General features: G+C 35.0%; 17 protein-coding genes and 1 pseudogene. 5 read left to right on the top strand and 13 right to left on the bottom strand.

Annotation, left to right across the window (positions count from 1 at the left end; all coding sequences use genetic code 11):
• Positions 1–263 precede the first annotated feature (263 nt).
• On the bottom strand, positions 264–476 hold the full coding sequence (locus tag DES36_RS14190; RefSeq protein ID WP_113921866.1) for a transposase: 213 nt from the start codon (positions 474–476) through the stop codon (positions 264–266).
• Between the two features lie 115 nt (positions 477–591).
• Between DES36_RS14190 and DES36_RS14185 the strand changes: the two genes are divergently transcribed.
• Positions 592–1,266, top strand: a complete 675-nt coding sequence (locus tag DES36_RS14185) for a hypothetical protein (protein WP_148581902.1) — start codon at positions 592–594, stop codon at positions 1,264–1,266.
• Between the two features lie 224 nt (positions 1,267–1,490).
• The gene (locus DES36_RS14180) at positions 1,491–2,054 is read left to right on the top strand and encodes a PRD domain-containing protein (RefSeq protein ID WP_113921864.1); all 564 of its coding nucleotides are present in this window, start codon (positions 1,491–1,493) and stop codon (positions 2,052–2,054) included.
• A 68-nt stretch (positions 2,055–2,122) separates the two neighbouring features.
• On the opposite strand, the gene DES36_RS14175 is transcribed toward DES36_RS14180, so the two are convergent.
• The 4 genes from DES36_RS14175 to DES36_RS14165 are packed head-to-tail and all read right to left on the bottom strand — an operon-like array spanning position 2,123 to position 4,303.
• Positions 2,123–2,842: a GntR family transcriptional regulator gene (locus DES36_RS14175; protein WP_113921863.1), complete on the bottom strand. Its 720-nt coding sequence runs from the start codon at positions 2,840–2,842 to the stop codon at positions 2,123–2,125.
• A gap of 15 nt (positions 2,843–2,857) precedes the next feature.
• Entirely contained in the window at positions 2,858–3,433 is a 576-nt protein-coding gene (locus tag DES36_RS15240) for a zinc-dependent alcohol dehydrogenase (protein ID WP_242981785.1), read from the bottom strand.
• The gene (locus tag DES36_RS15235; RefSeq protein WP_242981784.1) at positions 3,394–3,744 is read right to left on the bottom strand and encodes an alcohol dehydrogenase catalytic domain-containing protein; all 351 of its coding nucleotides are present in this window, start codon (positions 3,742–3,744) and stop codon (positions 3,394–3,396) included. The genes DES36_RS15240 and DES36_RS15235 overlap by 40 nt, the downstream gene beginning before the upstream one ends.
• Before the next feature lie 46 nt (positions 3,745–3,790).
• On the bottom strand, positions 3,791–4,303 hold the full coding sequence (locus DES36_RS14165; RefSeq protein ID WP_278278708.1) for a CDP-alcohol phosphatidyltransferase family protein: 513 nt from the start codon (positions 4,301–4,303) through the stop codon (positions 3,791–3,793).
• A 355-nt stretch (positions 4,304–4,658) separates the two neighbouring features.
• On the opposite strand from DES36_RS14165, the gene ybaK reads away from it, so the two are divergent.
• Positions 4,659–5,114, top strand: coding sequence for a Cys-tRNA(Pro) deacylase (ybaK, locus tag DES36_RS14160; RefSeq protein WP_423230770.1), 456 nt, complete (start codon positions 4,659–4,661; stop codon positions 5,112–5,114).
• Positions 5,115–5,352: 238 nt separating this feature from the next.
• On the opposite strand, the gene DES36_RS14155 is transcribed toward ybaK, so the two are convergent.
• From DES36_RS14155 to DES36_RS14135, 5 genes are all read right to left on the bottom strand, one after another.
• Complete coding sequence (locus DES36_RS14155; RefSeq protein ID WP_113921861.1) at positions 5,353–6,117, bottom strand: class I SAM-dependent methyltransferase; 765 nt, start codon at positions 6,115–6,117, stop codon at positions 5,353–5,355.
• 981 nt (positions 6,118–7,098) lie between these two features.
• A complete protein-coding gene (locus tag DES36_RS14150; RefSeq protein ID WP_113921860.1) occupies positions 7,099–7,896 on the bottom strand; it encodes an ABC transporter permease subunit in 798 nt (265 codons plus the stop codon).
• Positions 7,897–7,908: 12 nt separating this feature from the next.
• Complete coding sequence (locus DES36_RS14145) at positions 7,909–8,703, bottom strand: ABC transporter permease subunit (RefSeq protein WP_113921859.1); 795 nt, start codon at positions 8,701–8,703, stop codon at positions 7,909–7,911.
• A 5-nt stretch (positions 8,704–8,708) separates the two neighbouring features.
• Positions 8,709–9,593 carry an ABC transporter ATP-binding protein gene (locus DES36_RS14140; RefSeq protein ID WP_113921858.1) on the bottom strand — a complete coding sequence of 295 codons (885 nt, stop codon included), beginning with the start codon at positions 9,591–9,593 and terminating at the stop codon, positions 8,709–8,711.
• Between the two features lie 335 nt (positions 9,594–9,928).
• Positions 9,929–10,468 (bottom strand): TetR/AcrR family transcriptional regulator C-terminal domain-containing protein, encoded by a 540-nt coding sequence (locus DES36_RS14135; protein ID WP_113921857.1) that lies wholly within the window; start codon positions 10,466–10,468, stop codon positions 9,929–9,931.
• A 151-nt stretch (positions 10,469–10,619) separates the two neighbouring features.
• On the opposite strand from DES36_RS14135, the gene baiCD reads away from it, so the two are divergent.
• On the top strand, positions 10,620–12,575 hold the full coding sequence (gene baiCD, locus DES36_RS14130) for a bile acid Fe-S flavoenzyme BaiCD (protein WP_113921856.1): 1,956 nt from the start codon (positions 10,620–10,622) through the stop codon (positions 12,573–12,575).
• Positions 12,576–12,799: 224 nt separating this feature from the next.
• Here baiCD and DES36_RS14125 read toward each other — a convergent pair whose 3' ends face one another.
• Both DES36_RS14125 and DES36_RS14120 read right to left on the bottom strand, forming a co-directional pair.
• A complete protein-coding gene (locus tag DES36_RS14125; protein WP_113921855.1) occupies positions 12,800–13,777 on the bottom strand; it encodes an electron transfer flavoprotein subunit alpha/FixB family protein in 978 nt (325 codons plus the stop codon).
• The gene (locus tag DES36_RS14120; protein WP_170128338.1) at positions 13,770–14,591 is read right to left on the bottom strand and encodes an electron transfer flavoprotein subunit beta/FixA family protein; all 822 of its coding nucleotides are present in this window, start codon (positions 14,589–14,591) and stop codon (positions 13,770–13,772) included. Before DES36_RS14120 ends, DES36_RS14125 begins: the two co-directional genes overlap by 8 nt.
• 55 nt (positions 14,592–14,646) lie before the next feature.
• Between DES36_RS14120 and DES36_RS14115 the strand changes: the two are divergent.
• Positions 14,647–14,934, top strand: a pseudogene (locus DES36_RS14115) (DDE-type integrase/transposase/recombinase); the annotation flags it as partial.
• Between the two features lie 149 nt (positions 14,935–15,083).
• Here the strand turns inward: DES36_RS14115 and DES36_RS14110 are convergent.
• Positions 15,084–15,239: cold shock domain-containing protein (locus tag DES36_RS14110; RefSeq protein ID WP_146953665.1), on the bottom strand; the 156-nt coding region annotated here is incomplete at its 5' end.

The raw sequence follows: 15,239 nt of genomic DNA, 5'->3' as shown, positions 1-15,239 counted from the left end.
AACCTTGAGGACAAGTGTAAGTATTATTTTCTTTATTATATATAAATTTATCTTTTGAGTAAGCTTCATTCCCATTATGACTAGGCATTTTTTGTCTTGGCACGATCGTTTCCAGATGCTCCTGTTCGCATTTTTCTAAATCTGCACCAGTATAGTATCCTTTGTCCGCTAGAACAGTTAAAATTGCTTAAACAGATTTGTTAGGCTTTGTTTGTTGTCTTTTCGAAAATCTGCAATCGTCTTAAAATCTGGCTTTAAATTCTTTAATGACCACTGCACATATCCTTAGGATTATATGGCTTTCTTCCGGTCTTTTTAGGTGTAGCGTATGTAAAGCCTAGCTTTTCCATGTCTAGACTATCGATTAATGCATCAATTACTCTAACAGGGTTATCATCAGCTATCTTATCATCATAAGATTCTGGTATGAAGCCAACTTGATTTCTATTAAATTCTGTATCGATATATCTTGACATAACTACACCTCAATTTTAGACTTTTATATGTACATTATACTATATTTTCAATATTCAAGGTGTAAAAGTGGTCGTTTTCACACATTCTGCCGTCCCTCACAAACATTGTTTAACTATGGCAAAATATGGAGACAACTTAATTGACCTTCAAAATGAAATCCGCTATACAATTTCGAATGCTTATTACGACTACATTACTAAAAGAAAACCTACAATAGAGTTAAATCTGCAGGACTTGTCAGACAAAGTATTAAACAGTATTACTGGAATAAACAATCGCTTGGAGGATTTTGAAAATATTTGTAGTATCATTGAGCCATTTAATTTATATTTTATCCCAAATATCACTTGTGAAAGCCTTAATAAATTGCACTCATCTGTAGTGAATGATGAAGGAAAAGTGTCTGATGATAAAAACATACCGATCCCTCTTTCTTCTTTTTGTAAAAAGGAAATCAAGAAATACGAAACCACTAGGTTGACTACTATGAAGTCCATACAAGTGAATTCAATATACGAATGCGCTTTTCCATTAATAGAGCAAGGCGATGTGAATCTTAACGATAAAATCCTTTACCCTTTCTATGTACACTTAAAAAATTCTATTAGCGATATACAAAAGGGTGTGTATAGACAGCAATACATTGACGACCATCAGTTTATTGCACCTTCAATTATTATCCTTGGACAAAAAATTGCCTCTGCATTAGAAAAAAATTTAAAATCACCTTCCCCTCTATTGAGCGCAAATACATTAATACATACCTATCGATTGCTCAAACATATATAGAGGAGGGTACCATTCCCATCATTGTCATTAGTAGTGGCGAAGACATCGCAGATAGCTATGTTCGTTATATTAAGTCCTTAAACTTTAAAGTAAGTATACACGCCTTAAATTATACAAAAGAATTTCAGTCTTCAGACTTCAGCAGATTTTTGCAATACATAATAAGGACGGTTCAACAAGTAAACCAGGGAAAAGGGGTCGTTATAATAAGTGATTTAAACCAAATGGTGGACTTAAATCATTATATTTTTGAAGAAACGGGAATCCCATGCGTATCCATTACTCCAGTATCGCTAAACTCCGTCCTTCATGTAGTAGAAATTGCTGAGAAGAAAGAAAGCAGTATTGACGATTTTAAGGATATCACCACACTTTTCCTTCATGACTCTATGAACGACTCTGCTAATTTAGTAGGATTTTCAAATTATTTCCTTTTTGAATTTTCTCAAAAAGTTTTATCCCAGAACTTGCTTTTTTTAGATGTGAACAAAGCTAGCAGAGCTTTAACATCTGCTTTAGCAAATATATATAGAGAATTACAAATGGATTATTCAGACGAGATTACAATACGCTTTCTTCATCACTGTTCTTTCATGATTGAAAGAGTTGTTAAAAACGAAGCCCTGATTTTTAAAAGCACAAAGAAAATTATAGAGTCTAACAAGGAGATCTATCAATCAATTGAACGGAATCTTACACCAGTCAGCCAACAGTTTGGTATCACCATTCCACCTAACGAACTTGCTATGGTTTCAATAATCTTTTTAGATGTACAGTCTTACGAATAAAAAAAAGATTAACTCAAAGCAAAAATGCAAGGCTATTATTTTATAGCCTTGCATTAATATATACAATACTAATTATATACTTCCATTTCATAACGTGTCTTATAAGCTAAGGATTTAGAAATAGCTACTTCAATTACTTGATCTTTTTCATCATAGCTTATAGTTTCCATTACTGAAATAGGATTGCCCTCTGATATTTGAAGGTGCATTGCTTCATAAAAAGAAGCAGGTTTAATTTCTAATACTTTTTTTGCTCTGATAATTTTAATGCCGTATTGTTCAAGTGTTGCATGTAGTGATCTATAAGAATACTCGTATTGCAATAATTCTGAGCAAAGATCATATGAAATATAAGAGTCTGTTAGGGAATACAATTCTTCACCTATATACCTTAACCGCTCTAGATGAAACACTGAACTTTCCTCTTCAATCTGTAACTTTTTTGAAATCTCTTTAGAGGCAGGTTCAACGTTTTGGACGAGAACTTTGCTCTTCGTATATTGACCGGATGATTTAACAGATTTATAAAACGTTATACCATCATGTCCACTTCTATCCGTATAGATTCGATTTCCTAAATAAAATGAACCCTTTCCACGTAGAGTAACTATCATATTGTCGTCTTCTAGTTCTTTTAACGCTTTACGCACTGTTGGTCTACTAACATTATAGGTTTCACATAATTCTCTTTCTCCAGGTAAAGGCGAATAATATGGTGAGTGTTCTAGCTCTTTTAATATTTTTTCCTTTACTTGAAAATACAGAGGTCGTCTTTTTTCATCTTCCATACAATTTCTCTCTTTTTAGAATGTTATTATAACGCGGAATTTATCTCCTTTTGCTGCAGATTCCAATGCTTGTTTAGCTTGGTCTACTGGATACACTTCGCTTATTAAATCTTTTATATTGATTATGCCTTCAGAAAGCATAGATGTTGCCTTTACAAAGTCTTGTGTATTAGAATTAGCAGTTCCCATGATTTTTACTCCACTTTTATGTATCCAGTCTGGGCTAAATGTAACAGGCTTATCAGGATAAAATGAACTATAGAGAACGAGCCTTCCATTATTGCTTAAGACTTTGCACGCATCTTCTACCACTTCTGCAACAGGGGTTGTATCAAAAATCACTTGTACTTTTTTACCATCAGTGATTTCCATTATACGTTGTTCTAAATCTTCTTTAGAAGGATTTATAATATATTTAGCACCTAGCTTTTGCGCTAATTTAAGTCTCTCCTCATTCATATCAGAAACAATTACAGAAGCCCCCTTTTTAACAGAAAGCATTGTGTGCAATAATCCCATTGTACCGCAACCAATTACCAAAACCATTTCTCCTAATTTGATACCTGCCGTATCCACACTATGGTAACACAAGAAAGTGGCTCCGTTAAGGTTGCTTCTTCTGGAGTGATTTGATTGTATTTAAACATAATATTAGGATGGGCAACAATGTGAGACTCGAACCCACCCATCCCCTTATAGAGTATGCCATCAATATCCTGAGTGTGGTTAAAGTATTCACAGTTTTGCTCGTTCCCACTTTTACATTGATAACAGCTCTTACAAGACAGATTTGCTCCAATAGCTACTTTATCGCCAATTTTCCAGATACGCTTATCTATTTTGTCACCTAGCGCAACAATTGTACCAATTATTTCATGTCCACCAACAAATGGGAAGTCCACCTTTTTAACTCCACCCTAAAATGCTAATTTGCTCTACAAAAACAGATTAGAGGCAGAAAACGCCTTTGATATCTCGGTTTAATTCTTTGGATTTCACCGTCAGCAATAATTCTTCAAATGATGACACGAATGCGACTACACATATAATAGCTCCAATGAACTCTATTGAAAAAATGACATAAAGAAGCGGAAACATAAATATTAATGCCCCTGTTATTTTATTTAAGTATGTATGTAAGGAAGAAAAGGTATGATATTTATAGAAACCAATACAATAACTTACAATCCTTATTACTGCCACCAGAATTACGCATACCCATATCCATATAGGTAAATTTATATTGATTGTGATTACAATAAAAATAGCCATTGCAAAAATCAAATCTGCAATGCTATCCAGTTTAGCTCCAAAGTTCGATTGCAGTTTCAAATTTCTAGCAATAAATCCATCAAGCATATCACTTAAACCGCCTCCAAGATAGCATAACCAAAATATTGGAGAAAAGGGCTTCATTAAGACCATTACAACTGCAAACACAATTCGTAAAAATGTTATAATATTGGCAATATTATTAATAACCTTTCCCTCCTAAATATTAATATCTTTCACAACAAGACACTTTCCCTTATCTTCACTGTTTTTTCAAGCAAGCAATACATTTTGTACACCCATAAGGGACCGTTCTCAACTTTTAATTATTTTCATCTTATCATATATTCCATAATAAATTACAATATCTTTATAATATCCTTGCACATCTCTGACGATAAAAAGGTTTTATGGTATGATATTAGCAAAAGAACTTCAGATTTTAAATATTAATAATTCTATAAAATGATATAGAGAAATTTAAAGCAAGGTGATTCAATTGAGTAAAAAGAAAGAGAAAACAATAGATTCAAAAACCAATGTTATGAGATTATTAGAGCAGGGAAAGATTCCTTATCAACACCATTACTATAATGATACTGGTGCTGTAAGTGGCCTTGATGTGGCTTTCGCGCTAAATCAAAACCCTGAACAGGTATTCAAAACACTTGTTACAGTTGGAAAATCTAGCCAGCATTATGTTTTTGTTGTTCCTGTAACTAAAGAGCTGGATTTAAGAAAAGCAGCAAAAGCAGTTAATGAGAAATCCGTTGAAATGATAAAAACAAAAGACTTGCTACCACTTACAGGATATATTCACGGTGGGTGTTCACCTATAGGTATGAAAAAGCGATTTGTTACCGTAATAGATGAAAGCGCCGCAGGGCACAAAACAATTATCTTTAGCGGTGGTAGAATTGGGTATCAGGTAGAGTTGAATCCAGATGATCTCTATAAGATCGTTCCGTTTTTCCTAGCAGATATTACGACTTTAAAATAGTACACTAAATCTGATTTGTTAAGATTGTTACAGTACAAAAACAGCTTGTTGATTATCATTTTTGACTCACTATGTTGCAAAGATAGTGAGTCATTTTTTGAACTGTTTCTCTTATCGATCCAGAATTAATTTTACAGTAATTCTTATACATAATTACATATCCCTTATTGGTCAGAAAATTCTTTAATTATGAGTTTCCTATATATTTACAACAGTATTTACTTCATTCCGCAAATACCTAGTCGTTTCCCTTTTTTATTGCTCTTGTTGCCATATAAGTAGGGACATTGTACTCGTGTAATTTCCCATCTCCGTTTGTATCTTCGTATAAATCAGTTATTTGAAATCCTGCTTTTAACTGACCTCCAATTTGTTCTTCAATGGTATGAGAAAATTGTATGCCATAATCGTTATTTATGCATATATTATATAGTTCCCTATTTTTAAGAGGATTAAATGGGAGTTTATTAGTTAATGTTGTTTCTTCATCATCGAATATATAGTTCATGCCATTATCCATTCCTGCGATTAATAACCCTCCTTTTTTTAATACTCGATAGCATTCATTCCATACATGGTAAACATCTTCAATATAACAGTTGGACACTGGATGGAATATCATGTCAAAGGACTCATCTTCAAAAGGAAACCTCTCCGTCATATCCCCTTTTACCATATTAATTGAATAGCCCTCTCGATTAGCTACCATTGCTTCACTATCAAGCTGTTTCTGTGAATAATCCATAACAGTACACATAGCCCCCAAAGCTGAAAAAATCGGCATCTGCTGTCCACCTCCCGATGCAAGTCCTAAGATCCTACAATCCTCAAAACTAGGAAACCACTCTTTAGGCACTGGTTTTAAGGGTGTAAGAACCACATCCCAATTCCCTTGCAATGCTTTTACATAAGTTTCATGAGAGACCGGTACCCCCCATTCCCAATTCTGACCTACCCATTGATCTATAATATTTGAATTTAAATCTGTATACCTATTATTCATGCTATTCTCCTTTTATCAACTTTATCTCTTATTATATTATAAACTTATATTACATTAGAATTAAACGAATGTCATATGTAAAATGAACAAATATCATTAATATTAATTAGCTAGTACAACTCATCTATTTTTTCATAATATGGATTATGGAGGTGAGATAGTATGTCAGAATGGCTACCTACCTTAAAAACAGATACACCTGAGTAATGCTATAATTTAGCAGTTACTTTAGCTCGTAAAGCCATTATTATGACTCAACCCAATGAAGTAATTAGAAACATGTTTTTTGGGGACAGTTCTCAATTTTCTATTATTTTTATCTTATTATATTTTTACCATATATTACAATATTTTAAAATAATCTTGCATATTATTATATCCTATAAGAAAACACATTCAAATAGCCGCACTCAATATTTTCTTATATTATAAATCCTTAAAATATATGGTTCTAATTCTCTTGGGAAACACTTACAGACATACTTTACCAGTGTTTCGGGATTCATATCAATTTTATTATCTATCCACTCTTCTAATATATTTGTAAGACCATACCAAAAAATTTTAATTAAAAATAATTTCTTCTGATTGATACTTCTTACCGATGTATCTTATGCAAAGATCTAAATTAGCAGGCATAAGAGTACGGTGACTTTTTCGTCCATTATATTCCAATTACTTTACTTTTAGGTAGCCCTGTAATACTCATTATCTGACGATTCGTTATCCCCTTGGCTTTTAAGCTTTTAAGCTTTTAATAAAAACTATCCTCTGTTCTCCAGTTATCTGTCCTATGCATTCTATTTCAAGCTTTTTCATATCATCGCCTAATTATATGTATAATAATCATTATCCATATTTTAGGTGATAATGGTCACCGTCCCCATATGCCTTGTTGTCAATCAATAGTTAGACACGGTTAAACAATAGTGCAGCAATTGTTCGCAATTTTCATTTAACTAGCTGTATCTATAACAAGATTTAAATATTCAAATCCCTTTTTTTATAAAATACATAGCTTATAAACATAAGCACAGCTATGATTACAAAAGACAAAAAAAGAAATATGGGCTCAAATCCTCCTCCATTTAATAGCTTATCTGCCTTAAAATATTCGAAGGGTGTAATGTACTTTAAAGGTTCAAGTTTACTATTCATATTGATTACAGACGAAATGATAAAACAAATCAGTAAAACAGTCGTAGAAGCTGAAGCAGCTTTTTTTGGACGTCTGCTTACAGCCGCTGTTGCTGTCCCTATGAACAAGAACATCAGCTGTAAGATAAACATGCCAAGCATTAATACACATATTTCACTTGTTATATTTTCTCCCTGAGCGTATTTTCCCATTAAGGTAATTGAAAAGATTAGTGTAATAAGGTTGAATACGACAATATTAAATAAAGCAGCAAAAATTTTTGCTGTAATGATGCCCACTCTTGAGATCGGTTTTACCATTAAAAATTCCGTTGTCTTATCCCTTTCTTCTTTAGAAATGATGGTGGCGCCAAGCAAAGAAGCATGTACTGTAGCCAATAATAGTAGATACAGATATAACATTCCATAAAATCCACTCAGTTTTGTCAAGTCAAAATTACCCATCCCTAACACGGCTTTAATTGAACTTGGGATTTGGGATAGTAACTCATTCATAGATTGCCCTGTTTCTGCATACGCTGTAAATTTACCAATGGAGGAGACAATCATAAAGAAAATAGCAATACTCCACATGATAAGTGATTTTCTATGAAACTTTAATTCTCTTATAAAAACGTTCATGAATTCCCCTCCTCAATTTGCGTGAATATCTTTTTTAACATAAATTAAATAACTAATTCCAGTTGCAGCAAAGAACAAGAGTAGCCCAATGACTACAAAATCAGCTTCATATGTACCATTTTTGATAATATATGCTGTATCAAAATACCTAAATGGTGAAAAATACCTCACTTTTTCTTCTCCGATAATAGAACCAAGAGAACCTACTACATAGAATCCAAAAACCATACTTAAAGATACAGAAATTACGGATTTTATCTTTCTATTCATAACTGAGATTACAAGTCCTATGGCCATAAAAATCAATTGGAGAAAGAATAAGGTCAGAGAAATCATAAAAAATACTTTTATGTCAAACTCACCTACGACAACAACGGCTGCTAAAATCGTAAGACTAATATACACGATATTTGTAAGAACCAAAGCAAAAAAAACTGCCATCAGCTTAGACGTCATTATACTCACACGACTTACTGGTTTTGTCATTAAAAAATCTGCAGTCTTATCCCGAACTTCTTTAGACAACATTGATAAGCCAAGATTCATAGCCTGAATGGCTCCACACAATGTTACAAACGAAAAGACAAAAGAGTAAAATCCTTCAAGGGTCGATATGCTGTCAATTAATATATTGAAACCCTTTTTTATTGCATCTGGCATATTATCGAGAAAAGCCTTAAAACTTTCAATCTCTGCACCGAGACCTTTAAAAATAAAAATATACAATACAGCAAGGAGAGTCATAGAAGTGGACCAAATGAGGATTGATTTCCAATATTCCTTAAACTCATGAAAAAAGATATTCATTCTCCTCAAACCTCCTTTTCGTAATAGTGTAGAAAGATTTCTTCAAGGCTTGGCTCCTCGATTAAGATATTCGTTATTTCTATATAGGCGAGTCTCTTCATCATAAAGTTAATATTGCCCTTAAATAGAAAGCTTACCTTCTTGCTCTCTATCTCTAGATTGTTTATACCTACAATTTGAAAATAATCTTTATTCATATCCTGTTTCAATTCAAGTTTAAACTTCTTATAATTGTGTTCTGTTAAATCACTTATCTTTTCCATTCTGATAATTTTGCCATCTTTGATGATTGCCACGCGATTGCATAACCTTTGTACCTCGCTTAAAATATGGGAAGACAAAAGAATCGTCGCACCTTTCTCGTTCTCTTCTAGCAAGAGGTCAAAGAATTTCTGCTGCATTAGGGGATCTAATCCACTAGTAGGTTCATCTAGAATAATGAGCTTAGGTTCATGGAGCAATCCCTGAACAATACCTACCTTTTTTTTAGTTCCAAAAGATAAATCGTCAATCCTCTTATTCAAGTCTAAATCCATTATTTCTGCCAATTCATTTATTCTTTTGCTGCAATCCTTTTTATAGAAACTAGCCGAATATTTTAGTAAGTCAATAATCTTCATCTTGTCATAATAAAATACTTCAGAAGGTAAATACCCTACTTCCTTAGCAATTTCAGGTGCATATTTTATACAATCTTTTCCAAATATTGTTGCACTTCCACTAGTAGGATAAATTAAAGACAATAAAGTTCTAATCGTTGTTGATTTACCTGCCCCATTAGGTCCTATAAAGCCAAAAATCTCCCCTTCTTCTACATTAAAACTGACATCTACGATTCCTCTAGACTTGCCATAACTTTTCGTGAGATTCTTAATTTCTATTACATTCATACATACACCCTCTTAATTTTTAATGGCTTATATAATACATTGGCAAAAATATCTTAATGTTAAATATTATAGCTTATATAAATAAGTACTCCTTTTAACGTTATGATATCACCCCTATAAACTATTTAGTTTTAAAACCATTATGTAGTTCTCAATATAATTATAGATTTTTAGTTGATTTATAAATCAATTCTCTCACTAGGGTTAACACCCACTTCACCACTAGCTACTCCATAGCAAAACTTTAAAACTTGACTCAAAATCCCATGCCCTTGTGACATGGTGGTCTGCCTCGTACGCAATACTCAATGAGCCTGCTTTTTTTAAATAATTAATCAGGAAATGTACCCTGTTAAAGCGATAGGAATACATGATTTTAAAGCTTCTTTCATATCGTCTTGTGATATTTTATAGCCATCTTTAATCCAATTAATTATCATTGATGTTGTTCCATAACAATAACATTGTACAGCCATATCCAGAATAAAGGAAGTCTGACCATCGTTATTCATTTTTATTGAATCTAACGCGTATTCATAACCATAACGAAACAGGAAATCCTCGAATGAATTTTGGCCATCGATGCTAACTACTTTAGAGAAGTATTCGGAATTTCGCAAGATAATATCTAACATGGTATCAAGAACAAGATCCCAATTAGAGAATGTTCGATTTTGAATAATATCTTCCATTTCAGAAATGTATATCCAATTCATCAATTCATATTTGTCATGATAATGACGATAAAAAGTCATTCGTGAAATAGAGCAGTTATCGCAGATATCTTGTACTGAAATGGACTTAAATGAATTTATTGTTAGAAGTTCTCGAAAGGAATCAACAATAAGATCCTGTGTATTGGTTCGTTTTATCATTAAATCTGCCCCCTTTTCATAGTTACAATATAACGAAATGTAACTATATGTTACAGAACAATATATTGTAAATTTTATAAAAACACAAATCGTGTTACATTATAGTTAAATAATCTACAATATAAATATCATAACATTATAGGAGGAGCTTATGCAATATTCAAACATTTTTTCACCAATTAAATTAAGAGAACTAGAATTAAACGGACGAATTGTCATGTCGAGTATGGTAACTAAGCTTGCAAAGAATCGCTATGTAACACAGGAGTTAATTGACTATCATGTCGCACGTGCAAAAGGTGGTTTATGTCTTAACTTTTTAGAGGCATCTTCTGTTCATGAACCATCCGCATCTGCATCCTTTATTTCTATTGGAGATGATAAATATCTGCCAAAATTAAAGGAACTTACAAATGCAGTACATGAAGCAGGAGGAAAAATTGGAATTCAGTTTTGGCAGGGAGGCATGGTTGCATCCATGTTAGACCCAAATGCAGAATGCTTCATCCCAAGTGAAATTTCTCTTGATGTAGGTGTGCTTTCTGGGGCAGAACCTTGTGAGGCGATTTTCCCAGCAGCTACAGTCGAGAAAATTCACGAAGTACAGAAATGTTATGGAGAAGCAGCAAAAAGAGCTGTGGAAGCAGGATTTGATGCTATAGAAATCCACGCATCACATGGATATAGTGGACATGTATTTTTAAGTGCTGCTTTTAATAATCGTGAAGACGAATATGGTGGTAGTTTTGAAAACCGATCCAGATTCTTGTTAGAGTGTATTGATGAAGTTCGAAATAATATACCTGAATCCATGCCTTTGTTTATGCGTATTGCTGCAAAAGATGACTCGGTAGAGAGTGGAATGACCATTGAGGATACAATTGCATTTTGCAAACTTGCAAAGGCCCATGGAGTAGATGTTCTTAATGTAACAAGAGGAAACTCGTTCACAAGTGGTTATTTGGAAAGTGCTCCAATTGATATGCCGAGAGGATTTAACGTAGAAAATGCAGCTAAAATCCGAAAAGAAACAGGTATGATTACAATAGCAGTTGGACATATCAACGATCCAGATCAGGCGGAGGCCATTTTATCTGGAGATAAAGCAGATCTGGTTGTTATGAGTCGTTCACAGCTTGCAGATTCTTGTTTTTGTAATAAAGTGAGAAAAGGCAGAGTAGATGATATTGTTCGATGTGTAGGTTGTAATCAAGGATGTAATGATATTGTAGCAACTTTGAATCCAGAACATATTACATGTTTAATGAATCCAGCGGTATGTCGAGAGAAAGATTTTGAAATGAAAGAAGTCTTAGATAAGAAAAAGGTGCTGATTGTTGGTGGTGGTATTGCAGGTATCGTAGCTGCAGAGCTATTATACAAAAGGGGAGCGCAGGTAACCTTAATAGAAAAATCTAATATGCTTGGTGGACAGTTTGTTATGGCTGGAAAAGCACCACGTAAGGCAGAGTTTATTACAGCCATTGAAAGTAGAGCAAGACAGATTCAAAGAGTGGGTGTAAAAGTTTGTTGTAATACAACATTAACAGAAGATTTATTAAATGAAATCAAACCTAATGAAATTATATTTGCAGTTGGAGCATCTCCAATTATTCCTAATATCCCAGGAAATAATAGACATAACGTATATAAGTTTGATGATATTCTGAATGGATATATTCTTCCAGAAGGTAAAGTAGCTGTTATTGGTGGTGGATTAGTAGGGCTTGAGGTATCTGAATACCTAAAGAGCAGAAATCGAGAAGTTACTGTAATTGAAATGTTGGAAGAAGTAGGAGCAGGTCTTGGTAGTGCAAGAAGAATAATGACCATGCCTGAGTTTGAAAATGTAGATATTCACATAAATACAAAATGTATTGAAATTATAAATACAGATATTACTGTTGAAGTAAACGGTGAGCAAACATCGATCCCAGCCGATAGTGTGGTGTTTGCAATCGGTTCACGAAGCAATGATTTAACTTCTGAAAAAGAGTTGTGTGATAAATACAATATTTCATATCATGTAATTGGTGATGCAAATAAGGTAAGAAGAGCGATAGATGCAGTAGCAGAGGCTGCAAATGTAGTACTTGGTATGAAATAAGAGGTATATTTCAAATGGTTCACCGAGAGACTCGTTAGATATATAGTTTTACCATCAGAAAAACATCATATAAAGCTGTCTCTAATCATACAAGTTAGAGGCAGCTTTATCTTTTTATATTTTTGGCTCCCATTTTATAGCCTCATTAAAAATCAATTATTCTAAAGCAATAGATAAGTGACCCAATTTTCCTCGTCCTTGGTGAGTCGTCGTAAAGCTAAATATCAAATCAACTTCAAAAACGCTGGAATAATACTATGCAAATCTCCGCAAATTCCATAATCAGCAACTTTGAAAATTGGTGCATTGGGATCGGAATTGATAGCAATGATACAGTCCGCACCGCTGATACCTGCCATGTGCTGTGCAGCTCCCGAGATACCGCAGGCAATATAGATTTTCGGGTGGAGGTTGCGCCCATTCTGTCCGATGACAAATTTTTCGGGTAGAAGTCGGAGTTCACATGCGCCTCTGGATGCTCCAAGTTCGGCATCCAGCGCATCGGCAAAATCCATCATCATATCTATTCTGTCAAGGGTTCGCACACCCCTGCCCAAACCAACTACGATTTCAGGTTCATCGGCAATCTGCTGTTTGGAAAGAATTTTTGCGGTTTTTTGCAGTAGGCGTACTCGCTCCAGCTTAATTTTCTCCGCCATATCCCAACGAACAATCTTTGCCGAATGCCCTGTTGCTTTTTTGATTTTTTTATATACACCCTCTCGAATGGTTCCCATTTGGGGCAGGCGGTCAGGACAAACAATATCCGCCATCATCTTGCCACCAAAGCCGGCTCTTGACCACAGGATTTTCCCGGTATCCTGCTCGTAGGAGACGGAGGTACATTCTGCCGTTAAGCCAGTTTTGCACCTTGCAGCAAGGCGCGGAGCAAGATCTTTTGCCAAAAAAGTCGCACCAAAGAGAACGCATTGTGGCTGATATTGGCATATGTAAGCGTAGAGGGCATCTGTGTAGAACTCTGTTGCATAGTTCTCATAGGAAAAATGCTCTAAAGATACCACACGGTCTACGGGATACTGTACTAACTGTTCGATTACAGCATCATTCTGATTGCCTACGACCACTGCTACTAATTCCTCATGAGCATCTGCTGCCAGTTGATGTCCCGCTGTCAGCAATTCAAGACTTACATTGCGTAACTGCCCATTGTGAACTTCCATAAATACGCTGATATTACTCATAGGTCACCTCACAATTTTCCTGTTTCAGAAGCTCCAATAGTGCTTGCGCCTTTTCAGAATCACTGCCAGAACTTATCACAATCTGCTTTCTGTCGGTAAATGGAACATAAGATCTTGCAATCTTGGTCGGTGATCCGTGAGCTCCAATAGCGGAGCAGTCCAGCCACGGCTCCAACTCCTCCAGGGTCAGCTTAGGCACACCCTCTTTCTCTAATTGGCGCAATTTTTCGATATCCACCGGGCGCAGTCCTTTCCCATATTTAGGTTCTATCGTGACCAGAGTAGGTTGGTCGGATTCCAACCAGAGAGTCTCTTCCTCGGTTTCTTGTTTTGCCCACAGCTTATCTCCAATTTGACGCAAATCACTAGCACAGGAGATTTGCGCCCAGTTAAGCTGTTCAGCTAGCTCTGCGCCAGTCTGCCCGGTTTCCCCGTCTACAGTTACACTACCACACAAAATCAAGTCATAGCGTTTCTCATTTTTCTGCTGCAACCAACGAACTGCCGCCGACAAAACCATTGCCGTGGCATATGTATCAGACCCAGAAAATGCAGAATCCGTAATCAGATAGCCCTCGTCCGCACCAGCCGCAATGCCCTTTTCCACACACTCTGATGCGCTTGCGATGCCCATCGTCAAAATCGTCACAGTGCCACCATAGTCTTTTTTCATATTCAATGCACATTCTAGTGCGTCAATGTCCGCCGGGTTAATTAAAGACAGTATCCCATATCGCTCCAAACGCATGGTTTTAGGATTGAAGGTCATGTGTGCGGTGTTTGGAACTAATTTCATACATACTATAATATCCATATTCGACTTCCTTCTTGTTTTTATATAATTATATTCTATTAGTGCAACAAAAACAATTGTCGAAATGAAGTATGAGATAAGCAGTAAGGCATATTTGAGTGCAATTTTAGATTTAGGCGATAAAAGTATCTTCTCCTTTGTCATAGGAAAATCTAATAATAACGATCTTGTATTCAAGACCTTTGATATAGCCCATAGTCAATACCCTGACACAAAACCTATCTTTCATAGTGATCGAGAAGTTCAGTATACTACAAAGGCATTTAAGAAGAAACTGGGTCAAGCAGAAATGACACAAAGTATGTCTAGAGTATCTAGATGCATTGATAATGGCCCTATGGAAGTCGCGTCCCTAACGAGTCCCCTAATGGACGCTCTTGGTCTTGGCTATATACTTCCCACCATTAAAACTTCCACCCATTAGATTGCGCCCATGCTGGGCGCACTTAAAAAAAGCCTTACACTTTAAAATGTAAGGCTTTTTATTGCGTATTAACGAACGACCATAATATTCTCAGCTTGAGGACCTTTAGCACCTTGAACTATATCAAAGGTTACATTTTGTCCTTCTTCTAAAGTTTTGAATCCATCAACATTGATTTGAGAAAAGTGTGCAAATACATCTTTTCCGTCTTCTCCTGTAATAAA

Origin of the sequence: Alkalibaculum bacchi, from assembly GCF_003317055.1 — a bacterium.
In the GTDB taxonomy this organism is placed as follows: Bacteria; Bacillota; Clostridia; order Eubacteriales; family Alkalibacteraceae; genus Alkalibaculum; species Alkalibaculum bacchi.
Note: the sequence above shows the minus strand (reverse complement) of the source record. Positions and strands in the feature narration are given on the sequence as shown.

Excerpts from the sequence above, each read along its gene's own strand:
- DES36_RS14190 (WP_113921866.1), bottom strand. The coding sequence starts at position 476 with ATGTCAAGATATATCGATACAGAATTTAATAGAAATCAAGTTGGCTTC.
- DES36_RS14185 (WP_148581902.1), top strand. The coding sequence starts at position 592 with ATGGCAAAATATGGAGACAACTTAATTGACCTTCAAAATGAAATCCGC.
- DES36_RS14180 (WP_113921864.1), top strand. The coding sequence starts at position 1,491 with ATGGTGGACTTAAATCATTATATTTTTGAAGAAACGGGAATCCCATGC.
- DES36_RS14175 (WP_113921863.1), bottom strand. The coding sequence starts at position 2,842 with ATGGAAGATGAAAAAAGACGACCTCTGTATTTTCAAGTAAAGGAAAAA.
- ybaK (WP_423230770.1), top strand. The coding sequence starts at position 4,659 with ATGAGATTATTAGAGCAGGGAAAGATTCCTTATCAACACCATTACTAT.
- DES36_RS14155 (WP_113921861.1), bottom strand. The coding sequence starts at position 6,117 with ATGAATAATAGGTATACAGATTTAAATTCAAATATTATAGATCAATGG.
- DES36_RS14150 (WP_113921860.1), bottom strand. The coding sequence starts at position 7,896 with ATGAACGTTTTTATAAGAGAATTAAAGTTTCATAGAAAATCACTTATC.
- DES36_RS14145 (WP_113921859.1), bottom strand. The coding sequence starts at position 8,703 with ATGAATATCTTTTTTCATGAGTTTAAGGAATATTGGAAATCAATCCTC.
- DES36_RS14140 (WP_113921858.1), bottom strand. The coding sequence starts at position 9,593 with ATGAATGTAATAGAAATTAAGAATCTCACGAAAAGTTATGGCAAGTCT.
- DES36_RS14135 (WP_113921857.1), bottom strand. The coding sequence starts at position 10,468 with ATGATAAAACGAACCAATACACAGGATCTTATTGTTGATTCCTTTCGA.
- baiCD (WP_113921856.1), top strand. The coding sequence starts at position 10,620 with ATGCAATATTCAAACATTTTTTCACCAATTAAATTAAGAGAACTAGAA.
- DES36_RS14125 (WP_113921855.1), bottom strand. The coding sequence starts at position 13,777 with ATGAGTAATATCAGCGTATTTATGGAAGTTCACAATGGGCAGTTACGC.
- DES36_RS14120 (WP_170128338.1), bottom strand. The coding sequence starts at position 14,591 with ATGGATATTATAGTATGTATGAAATTAGTTCCAAACACCGCACACATG.